The organism is Micromonospora sp. KC723, assembly GCF_004348595.1.
GTDB lineage: Bacteria > Actinomycetota > Actinomycetes > Mycobacteriales > Micromonosporaceae > Micromonospora.
Genome location: NZ_SMKD01000123.1, coordinates 1 through 16436 on the forward strand (window position 1 = coordinate 1; position 16436 = coordinate 16436).

At 67.9% G+C, this 16436-nt stretch carries 21 protein-coding genes and 3 pseudogenes; 10 read left to right on the forward strand and 14 right to left on the reverse strand.

Features of this window, described 5'->3' with window-relative positions; translation table 11 throughout:
• Positions 1-7: 7 nt before the first annotated feature.
• The 5 genes from E1165_RS30825 to E1165_RS30830 all read left to right on the forward strand — a co-directional run bounded on the left by E1165_RS30825 (position 8) and on the right by E1165_RS30830 (position 3106).
• On the forward strand, positions 8-670 hold the full coding sequence (locus E1165_RS30825; protein WP_132393772.1) for an arsenate reductase ArsC: 663 nt from the start codon (positions 8-10) through the stop codon (positions 668-670).
• 51 nt (positions 671-721) lie between these two features.
• Entirely contained in the window at positions 722-1465 is a 744-nt protein-coding gene (locus E1165_RS22540) for an MIP/aquaporin family protein (RefSeq protein WP_132393760.1), read from the forward strand.
• On the forward strand, positions 1462-1638 hold the full coding sequence (locus E1165_RS29135; RefSeq protein WP_165945293.1) for a hypothetical protein: 177 nt from the start codon (positions 1462-1464) through the stop codon (positions 1636-1638). Before E1165_RS22540 ends, E1165_RS29135 begins: the two co-directional genes overlap by 4 nt.
• Positions 1635-2042 (forward strand): arsenate reductase ArsC, encoded by a 408-nt coding sequence (locus E1165_RS22545; RefSeq protein ID WP_132393761.1) that lies wholly within the window; start codon positions 1635-1637, stop codon positions 2040-2042. The genes E1165_RS29135 and E1165_RS22545 overlap by 4 nt, the downstream gene beginning before the upstream one ends.
• 68 nt (positions 2043-2110) lie before the next feature.
• The gene (locus E1165_RS30830) at positions 2111-3106 is read left to right on the forward strand and encodes an NAD(P)/FAD-dependent oxidoreductase (RefSeq protein WP_371687380.1); all 996 of its coding nucleotides are present in this window, start codon (positions 2111-2113) and stop codon (positions 3104-3106) included.
• A 603-nt stretch (positions 3107-3709) separates the two neighbouring features.
• On the opposite strand, the gene E1165_RS22560 is transcribed toward E1165_RS30830, so the two are convergent.
• The 4 genes from E1165_RS22560 to E1165_RS30520 all read right to left on the reverse strand — a co-directional run bounded on the left by E1165_RS22560 (position 3710) and on the right by E1165_RS30520 (position 6206).
• Entirely contained in the window at positions 3710-4117 is a 408-nt protein-coding gene (locus E1165_RS22560) for a transposase (RefSeq protein WP_371687381.1), read from the reverse strand.
• 16 nt (positions 4118-4133) lie between these two features.
• Positions 4134-4625: a winged helix-turn-helix domain-containing protein gene (locus tag E1165_RS22565; protein ID WP_132393762.1), complete on the reverse strand. Its 492-nt coding sequence runs from the start codon at positions 4623-4625 to the stop codon at positions 4134-4136.
• 151 nt (positions 4626-4776) lie between these two features.
• Positions 4777-5772 (reverse strand): hypothetical protein, encoded by a 996-nt coding sequence (locus E1165_RS22570; protein ID WP_132393763.1) that lies wholly within the window; start codon positions 5770-5772, stop codon positions 4777-4779.
• A complete protein-coding gene (locus E1165_RS30520; protein ID WP_132393764.1) occupies positions 5769-6206 on the reverse strand; it encodes a CHAP domain-containing protein in 438 nt (145 codons plus the stop codon). Before E1165_RS30520 ends, E1165_RS22570 begins: the two co-directional genes overlap by 4 nt.
• A gap of 482 nt (positions 6207-6688) precedes the next feature.
• Between E1165_RS30520 and E1165_RS22580 the strand changes: the two genes are divergently transcribed.
• On the forward strand, positions 6689-6913 hold the full coding sequence (locus E1165_RS22580; RefSeq protein WP_371687382.1) for a DoxX family protein: 225 nt from the start codon (positions 6689-6691) through the stop codon (positions 6911-6913).
• Between the two features lie 183 nt (positions 6914-7096).
• Here E1165_RS22580 and E1165_RS30835 read toward each other — a convergent pair whose 3' ends face one another.
• Positions 7097-7783, reverse strand: a complete 687-nt coding sequence (locus E1165_RS30835; RefSeq protein WP_371687383.1) for a hypothetical protein — start codon at positions 7781-7783, stop codon at positions 7097-7099.
• Between E1165_RS30835 and E1165_RS30095 the strand changes: the two genes are divergently transcribed.
• Positions 7758-8270 carry a hypothetical protein gene (locus tag E1165_RS30095; RefSeq protein WP_243704937.1) on the forward strand — a complete coding sequence of 171 codons (513 nt, stop codon included), beginning with the start codon at positions 7758-7760 and terminating at the stop codon, positions 8268-8270. The genes E1165_RS30835 and E1165_RS30095 overlap by 26 nt on opposite strands.
• 49 nt (positions 8271-8319) lie before the next feature.
• Here the strand turns inward: E1165_RS30095 and E1165_RS30100 are convergent.
• The 4 genes and pseudogenes from E1165_RS30100 to E1165_RS22600 form a co-directional block, all read right to left on the reverse strand.
• A pseudogene (locus E1165_RS30100) lies at positions 8320-8535 on the reverse strand (transposase family protein); the annotation flags it as partial.
• 132 nt (positions 8536-8667) lie between these two features.
• Complete coding sequence (locus tag E1165_RS22590; protein WP_132393765.1) at positions 8668-9369, reverse strand: MOSC domain-containing protein; 702 nt, start codon at positions 9367-9369, stop codon at positions 8668-8670.
• 46 nt (positions 9370-9415) lie between these two features.
• Complete coding sequence (locus E1165_RS22595) at positions 9416-9916, reverse strand: nuclear transport factor 2 family protein (RefSeq protein WP_132393766.1); 501 nt, start codon at positions 9914-9916, stop codon at positions 9416-9418.
• Positions 9913-10449 (reverse strand): carboxymuconolactone decarboxylase family protein, encoded by a 537-nt coding sequence (locus E1165_RS22600; RefSeq protein WP_132393767.1) that lies wholly within the window; start codon positions 10447-10449, stop codon positions 9913-9915. Before E1165_RS22600 ends, E1165_RS22595 begins: the two co-directional genes overlap by 4 nt.
• 110 nt (positions 10450-10559) lie before the next feature.
• On the opposite strand from E1165_RS22600, the gene E1165_RS22605 reads away from it, so the two are divergent.
• Positions 10560-11186, forward strand: a complete 627-nt coding sequence (locus E1165_RS22605) for an ABATE domain-containing protein (protein WP_132393768.1) — start codon at positions 10560-10562, stop codon at positions 11184-11186.
• A gap of 182 nt (positions 11187-11368) precedes the next feature.
• On the opposite strand, the pseudogene E1165_RS22610 reads toward E1165_RS22605, so the two are convergent.
• A pseudogene (locus E1165_RS22610) lies at positions 11369-11821 on the reverse strand (c-type cytochrome); the annotation flags it as partial.
• A 327-nt stretch (positions 11822-12148) separates the two neighbouring features.
• Positions 12149-13075: an aminoglycoside phosphotransferase family protein gene (locus E1165_RS22615; RefSeq protein WP_132393770.1), complete on the reverse strand. Its 927-nt coding sequence runs from the start codon at positions 13073-13075 to the stop codon at positions 12149-12151.
• A gap of 474 nt (positions 13076-13549) precedes the next feature.
• Here E1165_RS22615 and E1165_RS22620 point away from each other — a divergent pair.
• Both E1165_RS22620 and E1165_RS30840 read left to right on the forward strand, forming a co-directional pair.
• Positions 13550-13900: pseudogene (locus tag E1165_RS22620) on the forward strand (transposase); the annotation flags it as partial.
• A gap of 58 nt (positions 13901-13958) precedes the next feature.
• Complete coding sequence (locus E1165_RS30840) at positions 13959-14129, forward strand: hypothetical protein (RefSeq protein ID WP_371687384.1); 171 nt, start codon at positions 13959-13961, stop codon at positions 14127-14129.
• 196 nt (positions 14130-14325) lie between these two features.
• On the opposite strand, the gene E1165_RS22630 is transcribed toward E1165_RS30840, so the two are convergent.
• The 3 genes from E1165_RS22630 to E1165_RS30425 all read right to left on the reverse strand — a co-directional run bounded on the left by E1165_RS22630 (position 14326) and on the right by E1165_RS30425 (position 15655).
• Positions 14326-15072, reverse strand: a complete 747-nt coding sequence (locus E1165_RS22630; RefSeq protein ID WP_132393771.1) for a hypothetical protein — start codon at positions 15070-15072, stop codon at positions 14326-14328.
• Between the two features lie 269 nt (positions 15073-15341).
• Positions 15342-15527, reverse strand: a complete 186-nt coding sequence (locus tag E1165_RS30105) for a hypothetical protein (protein WP_243704935.1) — start codon at positions 15525-15527, stop codon at positions 15342-15344.
• A complete protein-coding gene (locus E1165_RS30425) occupies positions 15524-15655 on the reverse strand; it encodes a hypothetical protein (protein WP_256370688.1) in 132 nt (43 codons plus the stop codon). The genes E1165_RS30105 and E1165_RS30425 overlap by 4 nt, the downstream gene beginning before the upstream one ends.
• Positions 15656-16436: the final 781 nt, after the last annotated feature.

Genomic DNA, 16436 nt, shown 5'->3' on the forward strand with positions numbered 1-16436 from the left:
GACCGCCATGACTGACACCAGCCCCCACCCCTACGACGAGGTCTCCATCGACCAGCAGGTCGCCCTGCGCACCGCCGCGACCCGGCTCGCCGAGGAGTTCACCGGCGTCTACGGCGCCGAGACCATCGAGAAGTTCCTGCACTCCAGCTACGACCAGTTCGCCACCGCCAGCACCATCCCCCACTACCTGCCCCTGCTCGCCGAACGCTTCGCCCGCCAACGCCTGCAGGCCCTCGCCCTCGTCGAGGGCCACCACCGCGACGGCCGCCCCGTGGTGCTGTTCCTGTGCACCCATAACGCCGGCCGCTCCCAGATGGCGCTCGGGTTCTTCACCCACCTCGCCGGCGCCCGGGCCGTCGCCTGGTCCGGCGGCAGCGAACCCGGCATCGAGGTCAACCCCGCCGCCGTCGCCGCCATGGCCGAACGCGGCATCGACATCTCGCAGGAGTTCCCCAAGCCCTGGACCGACGAGGTGGTCCGCGCCGCCGACGTCGTGGTCACCATGGGCTGCGGCGACGCCTGCCCAATCTTCCCCGGCACCCGCTACGAGAACTGGGACCTCGACGACCCTGCCGGCCTCGGCACCACCGGCGTGCGGCCCATCCGCGACGAGATCGAACGCCGGGTCCGCCGCCTCCTCGACGACCTGCACGTCCCCACCACCCGATAACCACCCTGCCCGAGCCTTCGGGACAGCGACACCATGGGAGAGAACAGACCGATGACCATCGCACTTCGGCGGCGTCTGCTGGCCGAGTTCACCGGCACCGCCCTGCTGGTCACCGCCGTGGTCGGCTCCGGCATCATGGCCGCCACCCTCTCCCCGGCCGACGTGGGCCTGCAACTGCTGCAGAACTCGATCGCCACCACCTTCGCCCTCGGCACGCTGATCCTGATCTTCGGGCCGGTGTCCGGAGCCCACTTCAACCCGGTCGTCTCCGGCGCCGACTGGTTTCTCGGCCGCCGCGCCGGCACCGGCCTCACCGCCCGCGACCTGGCCGGCTACGTCGCCGCCCAGGTGCTGGGCGCGATCGCCGGCTCGGTGCTGGCGAACCTGATGTTCGACCTGGCCGCCGTCGACTTCTCCGGCAAGGACCGTGCCGCCGTCAACCTGTGGCTCGGCGAGGTCGTCGCCACCGCCGGCCTGATCCTGCTGATCTTCGCCCTCGCCCGCTCCGGCCGCGCCCCGATCGCTCCCGCCGCCGTCAGCGCCTACATCGGCGCCGCCTACTGGTTCACCTCGTCGACCTCGTTCGCCAACCCGGCGGTCACCATCGGCCGTGCCTTCACCGACACCTTCGCCGGCATCGCCCCCACCTCAGTACCCGGGTTCGTCCTCGCGCAGCTCGTGGGCCTCGCCGTCGGCGTGGGCCTGCTCGCCGCCCTCTACCCCGACGCCGGGGCCGCCGCCGACCAGGTCGTCGTCCCCACCGACGAGGACGCCGCCGCCGGCCGCCGCCCATGACAACCCCGCACAGCGCCAGCGGCGCACGGCCCGATGCCGGGCTGGTCAACCGCCGCCATGACCCCGGCCGCTACCGGACGCTCGACCGCAACAGCGACCCGGCCCACCTGTTCCCCAATCTCGATCACCCGCCGGTCAACCGGCCCTCGCACCGCATGGAAGGCACCCGATGAGCGACAAGCCCAGCGTCCTGTTCGTCTGCGTCCACAACGCCGGCCGCTCCCAGATGGCCGCCGGCTGGCTGCGCCACCTCGCCGGCGACACCGTCGAGGTCCGCTCCGCCGGCTCCGCACCCGCCGAGACCGTCAACCCCGCCGCCGTGCAAGCCATGGCCGAGGTCGGCATCGACATCACCGACCAGACCCCCAAACTCCTCGAGTACGAGACCGCTGAGTCCTCCGACGTCATCGTCACCATGGGCTGCGGCGACGCCTGCCCCGTCTTCCCCGGCAAACGCTACGAAGACTGGAAACTCGAAGACCCCGCCGGCAAAGGCGTCGACGCCGTCCGCCCGATCCGCGACGACATCCGCACCCGCGTGGAGAAGCTCCTCACCGAGCTGCGCCCCACCGCCTGACAGCACCCCCGACGCCGCCCGCCGAATCTCACCTCGGTGGGCGGCTCACCCCTGAGCAGGAGCCCACCGTGTCCGACCCCCACCGCCTGATCATCATCGGTTCCGGACCCGCCGGATACACCGCCGCCGTCTACGCCGCCCGCGCCAACCTCGCACCCCTGGTCATCGAGGGCAGCCAGTCCGGCGGCGCCCTGATGACCACCACCGAGGTGGGGAACTTCCCCGGCTCCCCCGACGGCATCACCGGCCCGGAGCTGATGGACAACCTCCGCAAGCAGGCCGACCGGTTCGGCGCCCAGTTCACCACCGACGACGTGAGCCGCGTCGACCTGATCAGCCCCATCAAGACGGTGTGGGTCGGCGAGCGGACGCACCAGGCCCGGGCGGTCATCCTCGCCACCGGCTCCGCCTGGCGACCCCTCGGCGTCCCGGGCGAGCAGGAGCTGCTCGGCCATGGCGTGTCCGCCTGCGCCACCTGCGACGGGTTCTTCTTCCGCGACCAGGACATCGCCGTGGTCGGCGGAGGCGACACCGCCATGGAGGAAGCCACCTTCCTCACCCGCTTCGCCCGCAGCGTCACCATCATCCACCGCCGCGACACCTTCCGCGCCAGCCGCATCATGGCCGACCGGGCCCTGACCAACGACAAGATCCGGTTGGTGTGGAACAGCGTGCCGCGGGCTGATACCGGCGGCGGCCGACGCGAGCACCTGCTCGCGGGCGGCGATGGCTTGCTTGGCGGTGCGGAAGCCGCCCTGCCGCAACCGGGTCGGGCCCGGCTTCTCGCTCGGCAGTTGGACGCTGAAGTACCAGCTACCGTGCGCCGGATCCGCCAGCCTCGGACACCGCCCACCCAGACGCCGGCCCGTCGCCAGATCCATGCAACCACACCGGCGAAACACTCCTACCGCTTCGTCATTGTTCATGACCGTCCCCCGAAGGCCACTTTGCTGTACAGGTCACCCTTCACGATCACGCCCACCAAGCCGGAAGGGAATTCGTTTGTTACGGCCGACGACGCCCAACGGCTACCAGACAGGGACACACGCCCGGCGAACTGCTGACGGGAGGGAAACCACTCCCACCGCGACAACTCGCGAGCAGGCCCCATGCCGACCCCGCAGAGCTTCCGCTACATCGCCCCAGCGGACCCCGGTGGACCTGCGCGACCGCGTCTACGCAGGCCAAAGGCCGTATTTGATTCGCGGATTTCGATACGAGGTCCAGTTTCCTGCAACCTCTTAATCCTCAGCGTGCATCTTTGTCTCCCGCTACTGATCGTAAAGGATTGTCGTCCGGATTTTCGCCCTCGAATCCAGGAGGGTGCTGCCGAGTATCGGCAGGTCAGGGCAGTCATTACCCATTGTGTTCACCAGGTCCGTCGGTACTGGGGGCGGAAATCCAGATTCTAGGCGTGGAATCCGTCCAGGGTCGCTGGCATCCGATCACCCACGGAACACCCACCGCCCCACCAGCCACCCGCTTGAGCGCTGTACGCGTCGCCTGACCGAGCCGCACCAGCCAGCGTTGGACTCATGCGCGCAACACCGCTGCCGCGCCGGCGTAGGCAACTCCTTATGCTGCTACGCGTGCCCCACTCGCCGCAGCGGGAAGCTCGTCCTGGCCAGGAATCCCCGTGCCGCGCCGCCGATACAGATCTTGAATGGTCAGGTTGTGTCGGGTTTGAGGGTCAGTTCCGGGGCGTAGGCCGGTAGCCGGATCACGGTCAGCCAGTCCCGGGCGTCGATCATCTGCCGCATGGCGGCGGAGACATGGGTGTTCAGGTTGTCCCAGTACACGATCGGGGCGCCGAGCTGCTGATGAGCGGCGTCGAGCAGAGCGATGTAGTCGCGTTCGCTGAAGCTGCGCCGCTCGTTCTTGCGGCCGCGGTGCACGATGGTTCGGTAGATCAGCCGGGATCGCTGGCCGGGCCGGTAACAGGTCAGCCCGGCGATCGAGACGCGGCCGGAGCCCTTGCCCGACACCGGAACCACAGGGGTGTGCCCGCGCCGTCCCAGGTGCGTGCCTTCGGAGGGCGCAACGTCTGACCAGCCTCGTCCTCGAAGACCAGCCATGCCTGCCGCTGCGCCGCTACCGTTTTCCCGCCGGCCACGTCTCCCGCCGCCAGGTGGTGATCGCGGCGTCGTCACGCTCGACCGCACGATGCGCCGGGACCTGCACCGACCAGCCCAGCCGGTACATGATGTTCGCCGCGCCACGCAGCGTGTAACGGATACGGAACATCCGAGCGATCAGGTCCGACACCCGCGCCAAGGTCCATCGCTGATCACTACCGAAGCCGTGCGCCGCCGGCCCCTCCTGCAGGACATCGGCCAGCCGCCGCAGCCGACCCTCATCCAGACGGCACCGAGACCCACCCGGCCCCTTCGAGGCCAGGGCCTGCTCACCACCAGCCCGCCACCGCTTGCGCCACCCGTACACCGCCGTCTGCGACACCCGCAACCGGCGCGCGACCTCCGACACCGACACACCCTGGGCGAACCACCCGGCAGCCTGATGTCGTACCGCCTCTCGCTTCGCTCGCCCCCGCGCGGACAACCCACCTCCATCGGGATACCTCATCCCATCGATCTACCCCAGCCTGAGGCCATCACACAGACCACATCGGACGAACCTGGCAATTCAAGATCTGTAGCGAGGCAGCCCCCTGTCTCACATTCGGTGGTGACCCCCGCCGGAACGCCGCGACGCAGCACGTCTGCGAGTCACCGTGTCAGAACGTGTCGGGGTAGCCGAGGTCGTAGCGTGGGGACATGGAGGAGGTCCAGGTGGTGCCGTCGAATCGGTCGCAGAGGGCTTGGCTTCCGTCGCCGACGCGGCGGCAGTAGGAGATAGTGCCGTCGGTGTTGGTGAGCCATGCCCGGTCGGTGGCGTAGCCCCAGTCGTTGGCGGGGGCGTAGCGGCTGGTGACCCATCCGGTGGTTGTCCAGACGTTGCAGACCAGCGATTGGGAGCTCTGGTCGCCGGCGCGGCCGCAGACGGCGGGTCCGTCTTTGGTGCTGAGGTAGGCGCGGTTCTCGTGGTAGGCCAGGTCGGCGTGGGGTGAGGTGGCGGTGGTCCAGGTGGTGCCGTCGAATCGGTCGCAGCGGGCCTGGTCTCCCGCGTTGACGCGGCGGCAGTAGGAGATGGTGCCGTCGGCGTTTACCAGCCACGCCCGGTCACTGGCGTATCCCCAGTCCCCCATCGGCGATGACGACGAAATCCATCCGGTGGGACGCCAGACGCTGCAAACCAACGACTGGTAGCTCTGATCCCCAGCACGACCGCAAATCGCCGGCCCCAACCCGGAAACGAGATACGCCCGGTCTCCCGCGTTGCCGGTCGTCTGCACGTACTGGCTCGGCCCGGCGGTGGCTCCGGCGCTGTTACGCGCCACGATGGTGTAGCTGTACGCCTGCTTCGGCGACACCTGCGTGTCGAGGAAACCCGCACCGGCAACGGTGGCCAGGTGCACTCCGTTGCGCATCACCTGGTACTCGGTCGCGCCCGTGGCCGCGGGCCACTGCAGGTTCACCCGGCTGCCGTGGGCCAGCACCCGTGGCGTGCCCGGCGCCCCGGGCTGTCCCGGTGGGACGACGACGTCCCGTACGTGGATGAACTCGGCGGACAGAAACGTACTGCCGCCGCGGTCGAGGCGCCGTCGTGACGCGTAGCCGGAGGTGTCGGTGAGATACGAGTCCTCACTGATCTCGATGTAGCCCGGTGTCACCACTTCGACGTATGCGACATGACCGAAGCTGCGGTGTCCCACTGGGCGATTGAGCCCACCGCGGGCGCGGTGTCGACCCGCACGCCGGCAGCTCGTGCCTTCTCGTCCCACTGGTTGCCGTTGCCGGGCGGCGCCCATGGCTGTCCTGCCCCGTTAGCCCGTAATCGGTACGCCGCGTAGCTCACGCAGTTGTGTCCGGGGCCCCAGGAGCCCCATACCGATTGTCCGGTGTAGCCGGTGCCCGCCAGGCAGCTGTAGTCGGTGGACCGGCACAGCAACGTCTCGCCCGAGGCCGCCCACGCGCCAGCGGGCGCGACGGTCATCACCACCATGGTGAGCAGGACGACGACGAGGCTTCGGCGGACCAGGGAAAGACGGCGCCGCGCACGTGCTACCAGCACGAACAACTCGTTGGTCCGCCGTGTATGACTCATGCCACTTCCTCCGATCATGCCACCCTGCGTACCTGAGGCGTCGCATAACGTATAGGACTCGATGGGGGTTGGGATAGCCCCAGGCAGGCCCGCGACCGTCCGCGCTCCATTGAGCCCGATCAGCCGGGCTGTCGGCGGGAGCCAGCCGGTAGGCCACGAGACCCAGCCGGATCGCCACCGGCACACCGGTGAGCGGGCTGGTCAGTGGGAGGAAAGCCGCCGCAGATCACCCGCCAGCCGGGCATCCGCCGCCGTGTCAAACCATCCGGGCCGGGCCGAGCGAAGCCGTCAGAATCACCCGACCCACAGCGGACGAACCTGGCCTTTCAGGATCTGTATGCGGCGGGCGCATACCGTACAGCCACTTCCTGCGTTGGTCCTCGGTCTCGCTGGATGCCAGATTGATGGCCATGCTCCGACCGCTCGGGCGGAGTTCCTCCTCGTCGTTTCCGACGCCTATCTGATTGGGAGCCATAAAATGGATGCTCGGCGCCGCTACCCGACCGGCCGCGACACTGGCCTCGGGATCGATGGCGTACGCGTACTTCGTGGTGCACCAGCCGGAGGCGCTGTTCCCGACGCAGAACGGCGGCGTGGAGGCGGCCCTGTATGCGTGGGCATTCCTGGCGATCGCAGTGCTCGGTGCGGGCCCGTGGTCGATCGACGCGCTGTGGCACCGACGGTCGGCGGCGGTGGTTCCCGCTTGATGGTGACAGCGCCGGTATCAACTGTCCGCTGTCCCCCTTGCTCCTACATCCGACTCAACATTCCATTCCGTCCCGGCCGAGCCGGCGCCCACCAGGATGAGGAATTTCCGAAGGCAGTTGCCAGATGGGCCCCGAGAGCATGTTGATGTTGCGATGAAGGCTCTCCCGCGGCCATCGCGACCTTCAGGCAATCACGGACCGGTGTTTCGCGTCGGGTCGGCGGTCGCTGCCGGCCTGCTGATGCTCAGGCTGACGTCCAGCACGGCCGCCGCAACGCCGCCGGATGCCGGGACCACGTCGAGCTCGTCCGGTTCCGCCACGCGAGGATCGTGGCGGCGGCGAACGCGTTCCTCCGCGTCCTCGATGACACGGAGAGAGACGCTGTCCTTTTAACGTGACGACACGGCGCAGCGGCAGCGGTGGTCCAACCTGCCGTCGCCGCTGTTCCGTCGTAAATGAGCGGCGGTTGGCTTGGCAGGTGGCGCGGGCGATGTTGGTCGCGCCGGTGGTGTGGTGCCGGCCGATCGCGGTGTTATGCAGTGTTGCGATGACGGCGGGTCCGTTGCCTGTCCGGGCTTGGTGGAGGTCTTCACGGAACGTCATGTCGCGGACGTGATGGATCTTGTTTTCGATGTGCCAGTGTCGGCGGATCCAGGTCTGCAGGTCGACAGGCTGGGCTTGGCCGGCGGGTAGTGACATGGTCAGGTAGGCGGTTTCGCGGCTGGTTCTGGTGGTGACGGTGCGGGTGCGGGTGATCCGCACGGCTTGCTGGGCGTGCGGGAAGGCGATGCCGCCGGGGGGTGGCGACGGTGACGGCTTTGACGGTGCGGGTCTCGTGGCGGCCGTGACCACGGTCGCGGGTTCGGTCACCGACCGGGATCTGCGCCCAGGGCAGCTGTTTGAGTTGCGTGAACAGAGTCGGCTGGTTGGCTTTCACCTGGACGAGCAGGTGCGCTTGGCGGGCGGTGACCTCGTCGGCGTGACCGGTCTGGGTGTGCAGGGCGCGGCGATGAACAGCACCCCGGCCAGGCTGCCGAGCACAGTCTCTACGGCGTCGAGCAGCGGCGCGAACGACGTGATCTCATTGCTCTTGGCGTCCACGGTGACCTGGGCGAGCACGATCTCGGTGGTGGTGTCCAACGCGGACTACAGGTGCGCCTGGCGGCCGTCGCGGGTGCGGGTACCGCGCAGTGTCTTGCCGTCGATGGCGATCACCGTGCGGGGTCGCCTCGGCCTGCCCACCTCGACGGAAGTACGGGTGCGCAGCCAGCCGGCCAGGACGCCTGCCGAGCAGGGTGTCGTCCAGACGCGTCAGCAACCGCCAGACAGTGCTGCCGACCGGCACTCCCGTGGGTGAATCCGAGCCGTTGCTGAGCTTGTTCGTCCAGGTCGTGCAGCCAATCGGTAATCGCGGCGAACGACGATGCCCCGGCCATGACGGCACAGACCGCCACCGCCAGCAGTGCGGTCAGCGGGTAACGCACCTCTCGTGGGTCGCGTGGATCAGGAACAGCGGCGCGCGCGTGCAGCAGCCCGCTGTGTTCACCGTCGGTGACTGGCACGGCCTCGGTGATCGAGGCGGGTGCTGCTACGGCCAGTGCAGGGATGAGAGTCGATGCCATCGGCGGGTGAGGTCTTCCTCGGAGTCGTGAAGCGTCGCAACTCCATGATCACCGATGCGGCCGCACCCGCTTCTTGCGCCTCCACTGAGCCGAACTCATCTCGAAACTCCTGGTCAACCGCCGTCTGGCCGACTATGCAATCGCCCTGGGGTAGGGGGCACCGACGATCCACCCGCCGAGGTGGTGCGGGGTGGCGGTGGTTGCGGTGAGGCGGACCGAGTCGCCGACGCGGATGATGCCCGGGTGTATCACCCAGGCGTTGAGAGCCAGCTCGCCGCCGAAGTCGCGGCGTAGGCGGCGAAAGACGTCGAGGTCTTGATGTCCGGTATCGGGATCGATAGTGGTGACGTTGCATCGCATCCGCAGGGAGTGCAGCCCGATCACAGCGTCGCCGGTGATCAGAGCGTGGCCGGGCCAAGTGGCCTCGGCGTCGCCGGGGACACCGCCGAGCAACAGGTTGGGTCGTAGCCGGCGCACGTCGTGTCCGAAACGGGCGACGGCGCCGTCGGTGGCGACGAGGAGGTTGCCGATGTCGAAGCGTTCGGGGCCGGCGTAGGCCCGCAGTTCTGCGGTGTCCCCGGCTCGCTGGCGGATGAGTGTGGCGGCGGCCGGGGTGTTCCACGGGTGGCCGGCCACCCGTGGAACACCGTCGGCGCCGGTGCTTGCCGGCAAGGTGAGCAGGCCTGGCCGGGTACGCCCGGTCAGCGGGCCTCGGGGGCCCCGGACGTGCACGAGACGGTCACCATGCAGGCCGTCGGTGGTGACGGCTGCCTGCTGGAGTTGCTCCCCGGCCAGGGACTTGACCGGGTAGCGCCACAGCGCCGCGACGTGCATGAAGACTCCTGCTGCTCGAGGGGGTCTGCCGGACGGGCCGTTGTGCTCAGCGCAGCGGCAGGACGGCGTCGCGTTCGGAGGCGGAGCGGGCGCCGTGGATGCGCCGCTCGCCGACGTTGATGCGGACATCGTTGATGCTCGCCTCACGTCGGCTCATATAACCGGCGGCGTCGAACTCCCAGTTCTCATTGCCGTAACTACGCCACCACTGCCCTGCCTCGTCGCGCCACTCGTACTGGAAGCGGACGGCGATCCGGTCGGCGGTGAACGCCCACAGGCTCTTACGCAGGGCATAGTCCTGCTCTCCAGCCCATTTACGGGTGAGGAAGGAGACGATCTGCTCGCGGCCGGTGAGGAACTCGTCGCGGTTGCGCCACTGGGAGTCCGGTGTGTAAGCGGCGGCGACGCGTTCGGGGTCGCGGCTGTTCCAGGCGTCCTCGGCGGCTTGGACCTTGGCCCGTGCCCCGGCCTCGTCGAAGGGCGGCAGCGGCGGGCGAACGGTTGCGGCAGCCGGCCCGAGGGCCGCCGGCGTCGTCGTCTCGTTCATGCGGTCACGACCGGGAAGTCGATGTCGACGGCGGCGGCCTTGTTGAAATAGTTGGTCAGCACGTTGAGGGCGACGTGCCCGATGACCTCGGCAATCTCCTCGTCGCTGGCCCCCGCGACGCGCACCAGGTCCAGGTCGTTGGCGCTGACGCTGCCGCGCGCGGTGTTCACAGCGACCGCGAAGGTGAGCAGCGCGGCGATCTTCGGGTCATCGTTGTCGCCCTTACGGGCGGCGGCGATGTCGTCGGCGGACAGCTTGGCGACGTGCTCGGCGAGGTAGGAGTGCGCCGACAGGCAGTAGTCGCAAGCGTTGTCCTGAGCCACGGCCAGCGCGAGGCGCTCGCGGGTGGCGGCCTTGAGCGCTCCCTTGCCGAGCGCGCCGGACAGGGCGAGGTAGCCGTCGAGCAGGGCAGGGGCGTTGGCCATCGCCTTGGTCATGTTCGGCGTGACGCCGAGGCCGCGCTGGACGGCGGCGAGCAGGTCGGCGGTCTTACCAGTGGCAGTTGCCGGGTCGATCAGGGGCAGGGTGCTCATGGTGCTCCTCAGGCGAAGGCAACATCTTCTAACGCCGACGGCGTGTCGTTGCCGTTAGAAGTTGTAGCAGACAAGTTCTCACGCTGACAAGCCGGTGTTACCGTTAGAACATGGATGTGGGAAGCGTCGAGGACGTGCCGACGGTGCTGGTGCTGCCGTGCGAGCCCCGGCCGGTCCGCTTGATGAACACCGTCTGGGCCGACCGCCACGGCGTCCACGAGGCACTCACTGTCCCCGCCGACCTGGCGCGATGGCTGACCGCAACATGCCTCACCCACCCCGAGTCCACGGTGACGGCCACCGACCTGCACACCGCCATCACCCTGCGCGACGCCCTGCGACGCCTGGCCGCCCTGAAAACCCAGGACACCCGGCCCGCCGCCCGCTCCGCGATCCACGACATCGACGCCGCCGTCCACGTGGTCAACCAAACGGCAGCCACCGGCCCCTGCCGCGACACCCTGGACGTTCTCGGCGACCGCCTACGCCTACGTCCCACCGCGCCCACCGCGGACCCGGCCATCGCCCTGGCTACCGTGGCCGCCGAGGCCATCGCCCTGCTCACCGCACCCGACCTGATCCTGAATGCCTGCCACGCCCCCGGATGCGTCCTTTACTTCATCAAAGACCATCCCCGACGCGAGTGGTGCTCCACCGCCTGCGGCAACCGCGCCAGAGCCGCCCGGCACTACCGCCGTCACCACCCCACGCCCAACTCCGCCACCGAGGCCCCCTGACACCCGAACCCCGCACGGACAGCGCGTTACTACCCAAGCAGCGCTCCCGGGGGATGGAGGGGGGATTGGGGGATGCGCACTCATCGGCATGTGAGCGCTGCGTTGGAAGGCGCCTTGACGCTGGAATGCTACTGACTCTCCGTCACAAGTGTTGAGCCGCCCCGGACGCCTCGGTAGGGCCACGGCATGTTCTGTGGGCCGCTGAGCATCGCGGCGTAGATGATCCGATCGCTGGCCGGGTGAAGGCTCGGTGCGTACTTGCCCGAGGTCAGTGCACCGCCACCGCCGCCGAACGCGTGGCACTGCGAACAGTTGATCCGGAACAGCTCGCCACCGCGGGCCAGGTCCGCGTCCTCTGTCAGGGCGTTGACGTTGTCCGGCACCACCGGACCGGTACCGAGCGACTGGATGTACGCCGCCAGTTGGCGCACCTGCTCGTCGGTGTACTGCGGCGGTTTGCGCATCGCCTGTGCCTCCTGGCGGGCGAGCGGCATCCGGCCGGTGCCCACCTGGAACTCCACCGACGCCCCACCGACGTTGATCAGGCTCGGCCCTCGCCCCTCCACACCACCGGCGGCACGACCGTGGCAGGTGATGCAACCAACCTCGAACAACGCCTCACCCTCCCGGGCAGCGGCGCGGCGCTTGAGGACTAACGTTCGGGAAAGTCGCGCTAACGGTGATCTTTGGTTCGCGTTGAGGCTGTCTCGGCGGCGCGCAGCGGGTCGCGGCGAACGCGATCCCGGCGCGGGCGCCGACGATCGCCTGCATCAATCCAACCGGCACCTTTAGACTCGACAAGGACAAGCGTCTCGACCTCGCCGCGAGCGCTTCGGGTGCCTCGCGGGTATCACCAGGCACTGTCGGCAGCGGCGCCCGGCCAGCGTTACCATGTTGTCCGCACGACGGGCACGGCATCGTGCGGACATGAACGACACCGCGCCCAGGGCGTCCCCTTCCTTTTATCCCGAACGTCCTAGCAACGCCGTCGCGACGGCAACCTGCGCCGACTCGAGGGTTGACTTGCCGTCTTCAACGTCCCACAGTGCGTTCTGCAGAACGCGGCCGAGTGTCCAGCCGGCCGCGCGCTGGCGGTCCAGATCAAGGACCTCGGTCAACTGGTCGAAGCGGCGGAGCACGGTGCGTGTCACGTCACCAGTCGCCACTACCGCATCCCAGCGGCTGTCGAGGGCCGGCCACAGATCGAAGCCGGGGTCGCCGGCAAGCGGTTCGGGGTCGATGGCCAGCCACGGTTCGCGCTCTGCCGCGAGGACGTTGTCGTAGTGCAGGTCCCAGTGCAGCAGGCGGTCGCCGGATTCGCCGATCAGTTCGGCCACGGCGGACGCGCACGTGCGCACCAGCTGCTGTTCAGCGGGGTCACGCAGCGTCGGCAGGGCCTGCGGGGCCTGGTCGAGCATCGCGGCGGCGATGTCGGCCAGCTGTCGCAGGTCCTTCGGGGCGGCTACCGAGGTCAGGCGGGCCATCAACTCGGCAAGTATCTGCATGGCCATATGGTCGTCGGCCACCGAGGACAAGGTTCGGGTCGCGTCTAGCCGTTCCAGCAACTGGGTGCCGCTCTCCTCGTCACAGTCGAGTAGGCGCACCACGCCGTTGCCCTTCCACGCCCGCAGACCGGTCACGGCCCCGGCGGTTTCCTCCCGGGGTTGCTGAAGTTTGAGGACGGCGGGTGTGCCGTCGGCCCGGAGTACGGGCAGGACCAGCGAGGCCATGCCGTACGCGGCGGGACCGTCGAGCCGTAGCCTCCAGCGGCGCAGGAAGTTGCCGCCGAGGCGAGGCAGTTCGGCGACCCAGGCACGCGCAGCGCTGCTGCTCGCACCATAGGACGCGGCGAACGCGTCCGGGACGTCGATGTAGGTTGACGTGTTCATGGGAAGGGTCTCCTTCGTGGGATCCAGAGTCGGGATGCGACGAACGAAGGAGGTCACGGGGGTGCCCGGTTACGGGGCAGGCGTCAAAGCATTCCTTCACCTTAACCGAACTCGATCACACCGCCCGAGCGGTGACGCCGGGACGTGATGCAGGCGCACTTCGTGCTCGCATAAATGACCCATTCCGAGAGCAAGATCGAAAACGTGTGCGGCGGGCCCGCCGCGGACCGGATTTCTTTTCAAAACTGGTTCTCACTGGGCGTTTTGATCATTCTGGCTATATATTGCCGCGTTCGTGGGCCTGGTCAACGAGGCATCTACAGGGTCGAATGATCACCACTGAGGCCAGGTTCACCTGATTGACGCCGATGCGAGACGCCCTGCTTTGATCCGCGGATCGTGTCTGGTTCACAAAGTTCGGGAATCGGCAGACCCGAAGCGCGAACCCCTCCTGTTCCACAGTAGACAAAGCGTGTGGCCGAACGACCTGCCTACCCCTCCGACCTGTCCGACGCCCGCTGGGCGCTGATCGCACCACGACTGGACGCCTGGCGCCAGGCTCGCACCGATGCTGGCGTCGGGGGACGCAAACCCACCTACGACCTGCGGGAGATCTTCAACGCAATCCTCTACGTCAACCGCACCGGCATCGCGTGGCGCTACCTGCCGCACGACTTCCCGCCCTGGCAGACGGTCTACGGCTACTTCACCGCCTGGACAAGCGATGGCATCTTCACCCAGATCAACTACGAGCTCACCAGGCTGGCCCGCACCAAGGCCGGACGCGCCGCTGAGCCGTCTGCCGGCGTGATCGACACCCAGAGCGATCCCTGGATATCCCTCTGATCCGCCGCCAAAGTGGCATCGCCTTGGATTCAATACGGTGCAGGTCGAACTACTCTTTGGTGGGGTGACTGAATTATCCCTGACTGGCATCTCGACCGATGTGATAGCCGATATTTCTATACGTCGCAACGGCGGGGTGGTCTTAGATCTCGTTTCGCCGGCCATGCAAATCGCGGCCTCGGCGGCGTCGGTGACGGTTTCTAGGTAAGCGCCTATCTGGACGCGAGAGAATGAGATGCAGGTCGATCTGTTCTGATATTTCAACATCACTTGATCTTGGGCCGGGCGTTGTAAGCTAACGACCTCATGCATGATTGCGGGTCCTTGAGTATCGATGATCGTTGTTCTTTTCGTGGTGGGTGTTGCGATCATGACGAACCGGCGGTTGACTGCATGACGTTGGTTTAGGGATTGTCGTCCGGGTACGTCTCGTCGGCCAGCCAGTTGAGTAGCCGTTGGTACTCGGTGGTTGTGCCGATGGCGGCACGGTGTTCGGGGTGCTCGGCGTAGTGGCGGGTGACGTCGGCGATGAACCACGGATGTACGGTGTCGATGGTCAGCCGCTTCTTCGATCCAAGCCCTCTGCGGTGCACCAGGCGCGGTTGGGCGTAGGGCAACGTGAGTTGCTGGCCTCGCAGCGATGGCCGCTTCATGCGCGCGGGGTCGACGGCGTCCCACGGCACGAACAGCGATCTGACGGTGCTGCGCTCCTCGATGCCCTCGGGGCGCAGGTGTAGCTTGGTGCCCCGCCAGGCGTCAGAGATTCGGACCACGGCCACGTAGGTCATGGCCGAGCACGCGAACAGGTACCAAGCCCAATGCGCCCCGGACGAGGACGGCAGCAGGGCGGCGGGCAGGCACAGCATTAGGGCGGACGCGGCGGCGAGGTACACGCTGGGCGCGCTCGGCGGAGGGCGAAAGGCCCGATGCTGTGGCTCGACGACCAGCATCGCCGGACGGGACCGTCCCGAGCTGAGGCAGGACATCACCAGCAGAACCACTGCCAGTCCGCTTCCGGTGACCAGGGAAGCGAGCGCCGGCTCGTGCGCTTGCGACAGGATCGCCAAGACCAATCCGACCGTCGCGGTTGCCACGCAGATGAGGATCTGGCGGCGGCGACGGACCACAAGGGCGTCGATGATGGCGAGCACGGCGACACGGTACGCGCATCGGCGTGGAACGACCTCGCCAGGACAGCCCGATCTTGTCAAGCATGTGGTGGGACGCGAGTGTCAAGCGTGTCCCGTGACGGGACACACCGACGGACGGCGCCACTGCCGTAACAGTCTTTGAATCAAGACGCCGGGTAAGCGCGGCGCAGCCGGCCTCATCCGGGCCTCCGGCCGGCATCGGCCGGCGCGGTCGGCCGCACCGGCGAGGAGTGGGATCCGACCGTGGTGCGGCGGAGTTGCCTGGGAGGTCACTTCGGCACAGTGCCCTCGCTGGGCAGGTCAAGATGTGCCAGCAGGCGGAACAGTCCTGCGCCGTGCTCCAAGTCGTGCCACAGGCTAGCAACGCCATCGCTGCGACTGAGCATCTCAACGACCTCGCGGACATCGTCCAGGCTGTCGCCGCAGTCGAGGTGTGTCTCCGGCTGGTCGGTCATCTGAAGGCGGCGCGAAAATCGACATTCCAGTAGTAGCCAGCTCGCACCGCCGACAGGCTGATCTCGCGACCGAAACGACGCTCCACCTCGTCAAGGACGAGAGCGCACGCCTGGCGCAGGTCGGCCACCCTGAACACTTGAGCATCAGACACGCCCGATGATCCCTCAGCGCGCGCCGTACACGCCACGGGTGAACCGCCTACTCCCCGCCGCAGTGACGATCGCGTGGGCTTCTGGCCGCCGTGGAGGGAGGGGCGATCGACTGCCGGGCCGCTTCGCGGCTCGCCACCGAAGTACGTGGTCCAGGTGCGTGGTGACCCGGCGCTGTGGTAAGCCGCCCCGGCCCGAACGCCGGGGCGGGAAGCCGTACGACGCCCGCCAGCCGCGCGCAGAGACCCGAAGCGCGTGCCAGCCACGTTGCCATAAGCCCGATGCCGTGGACGGTCACCAGCGGGCAAGAACGGGCACCATTACCCCCACCACTGACCGGGCACTAGGGACAAACCGAGACAGCGAAAGATGATCTTCCTGAAGAGCGACCAGGCCGTTCGTCCGGCAGTGCGCTCCACCTGGTCACCCTCCGCGGAGACTGGAAGGTCTACAGCTGCCCGACGAGGAGATCAACTCCAACGCTTGGCGCTACGCCAGTAGGGTGCGACGGTGCTCACCATCCGGATGAACGAGGCCGCCGCAAACGCATTACAACCACTGGCAGTCACTGACTTGCCAACCGCCAGCGGCGCTCTCGACCAGGACTTGCAAAACCTTTTTGCGCAGGCCTCAGAGGGCGTTTCGCATGTCTGTCAGTCGGGTGTGTTGAAGATGCGCCGTTGTTGGCGGGTGGCGGGTCCACCTCGGGTGAGGCGGGCGAGCATGCCGGCGATGGCGGCCCAGCGGATCATGGCTTCC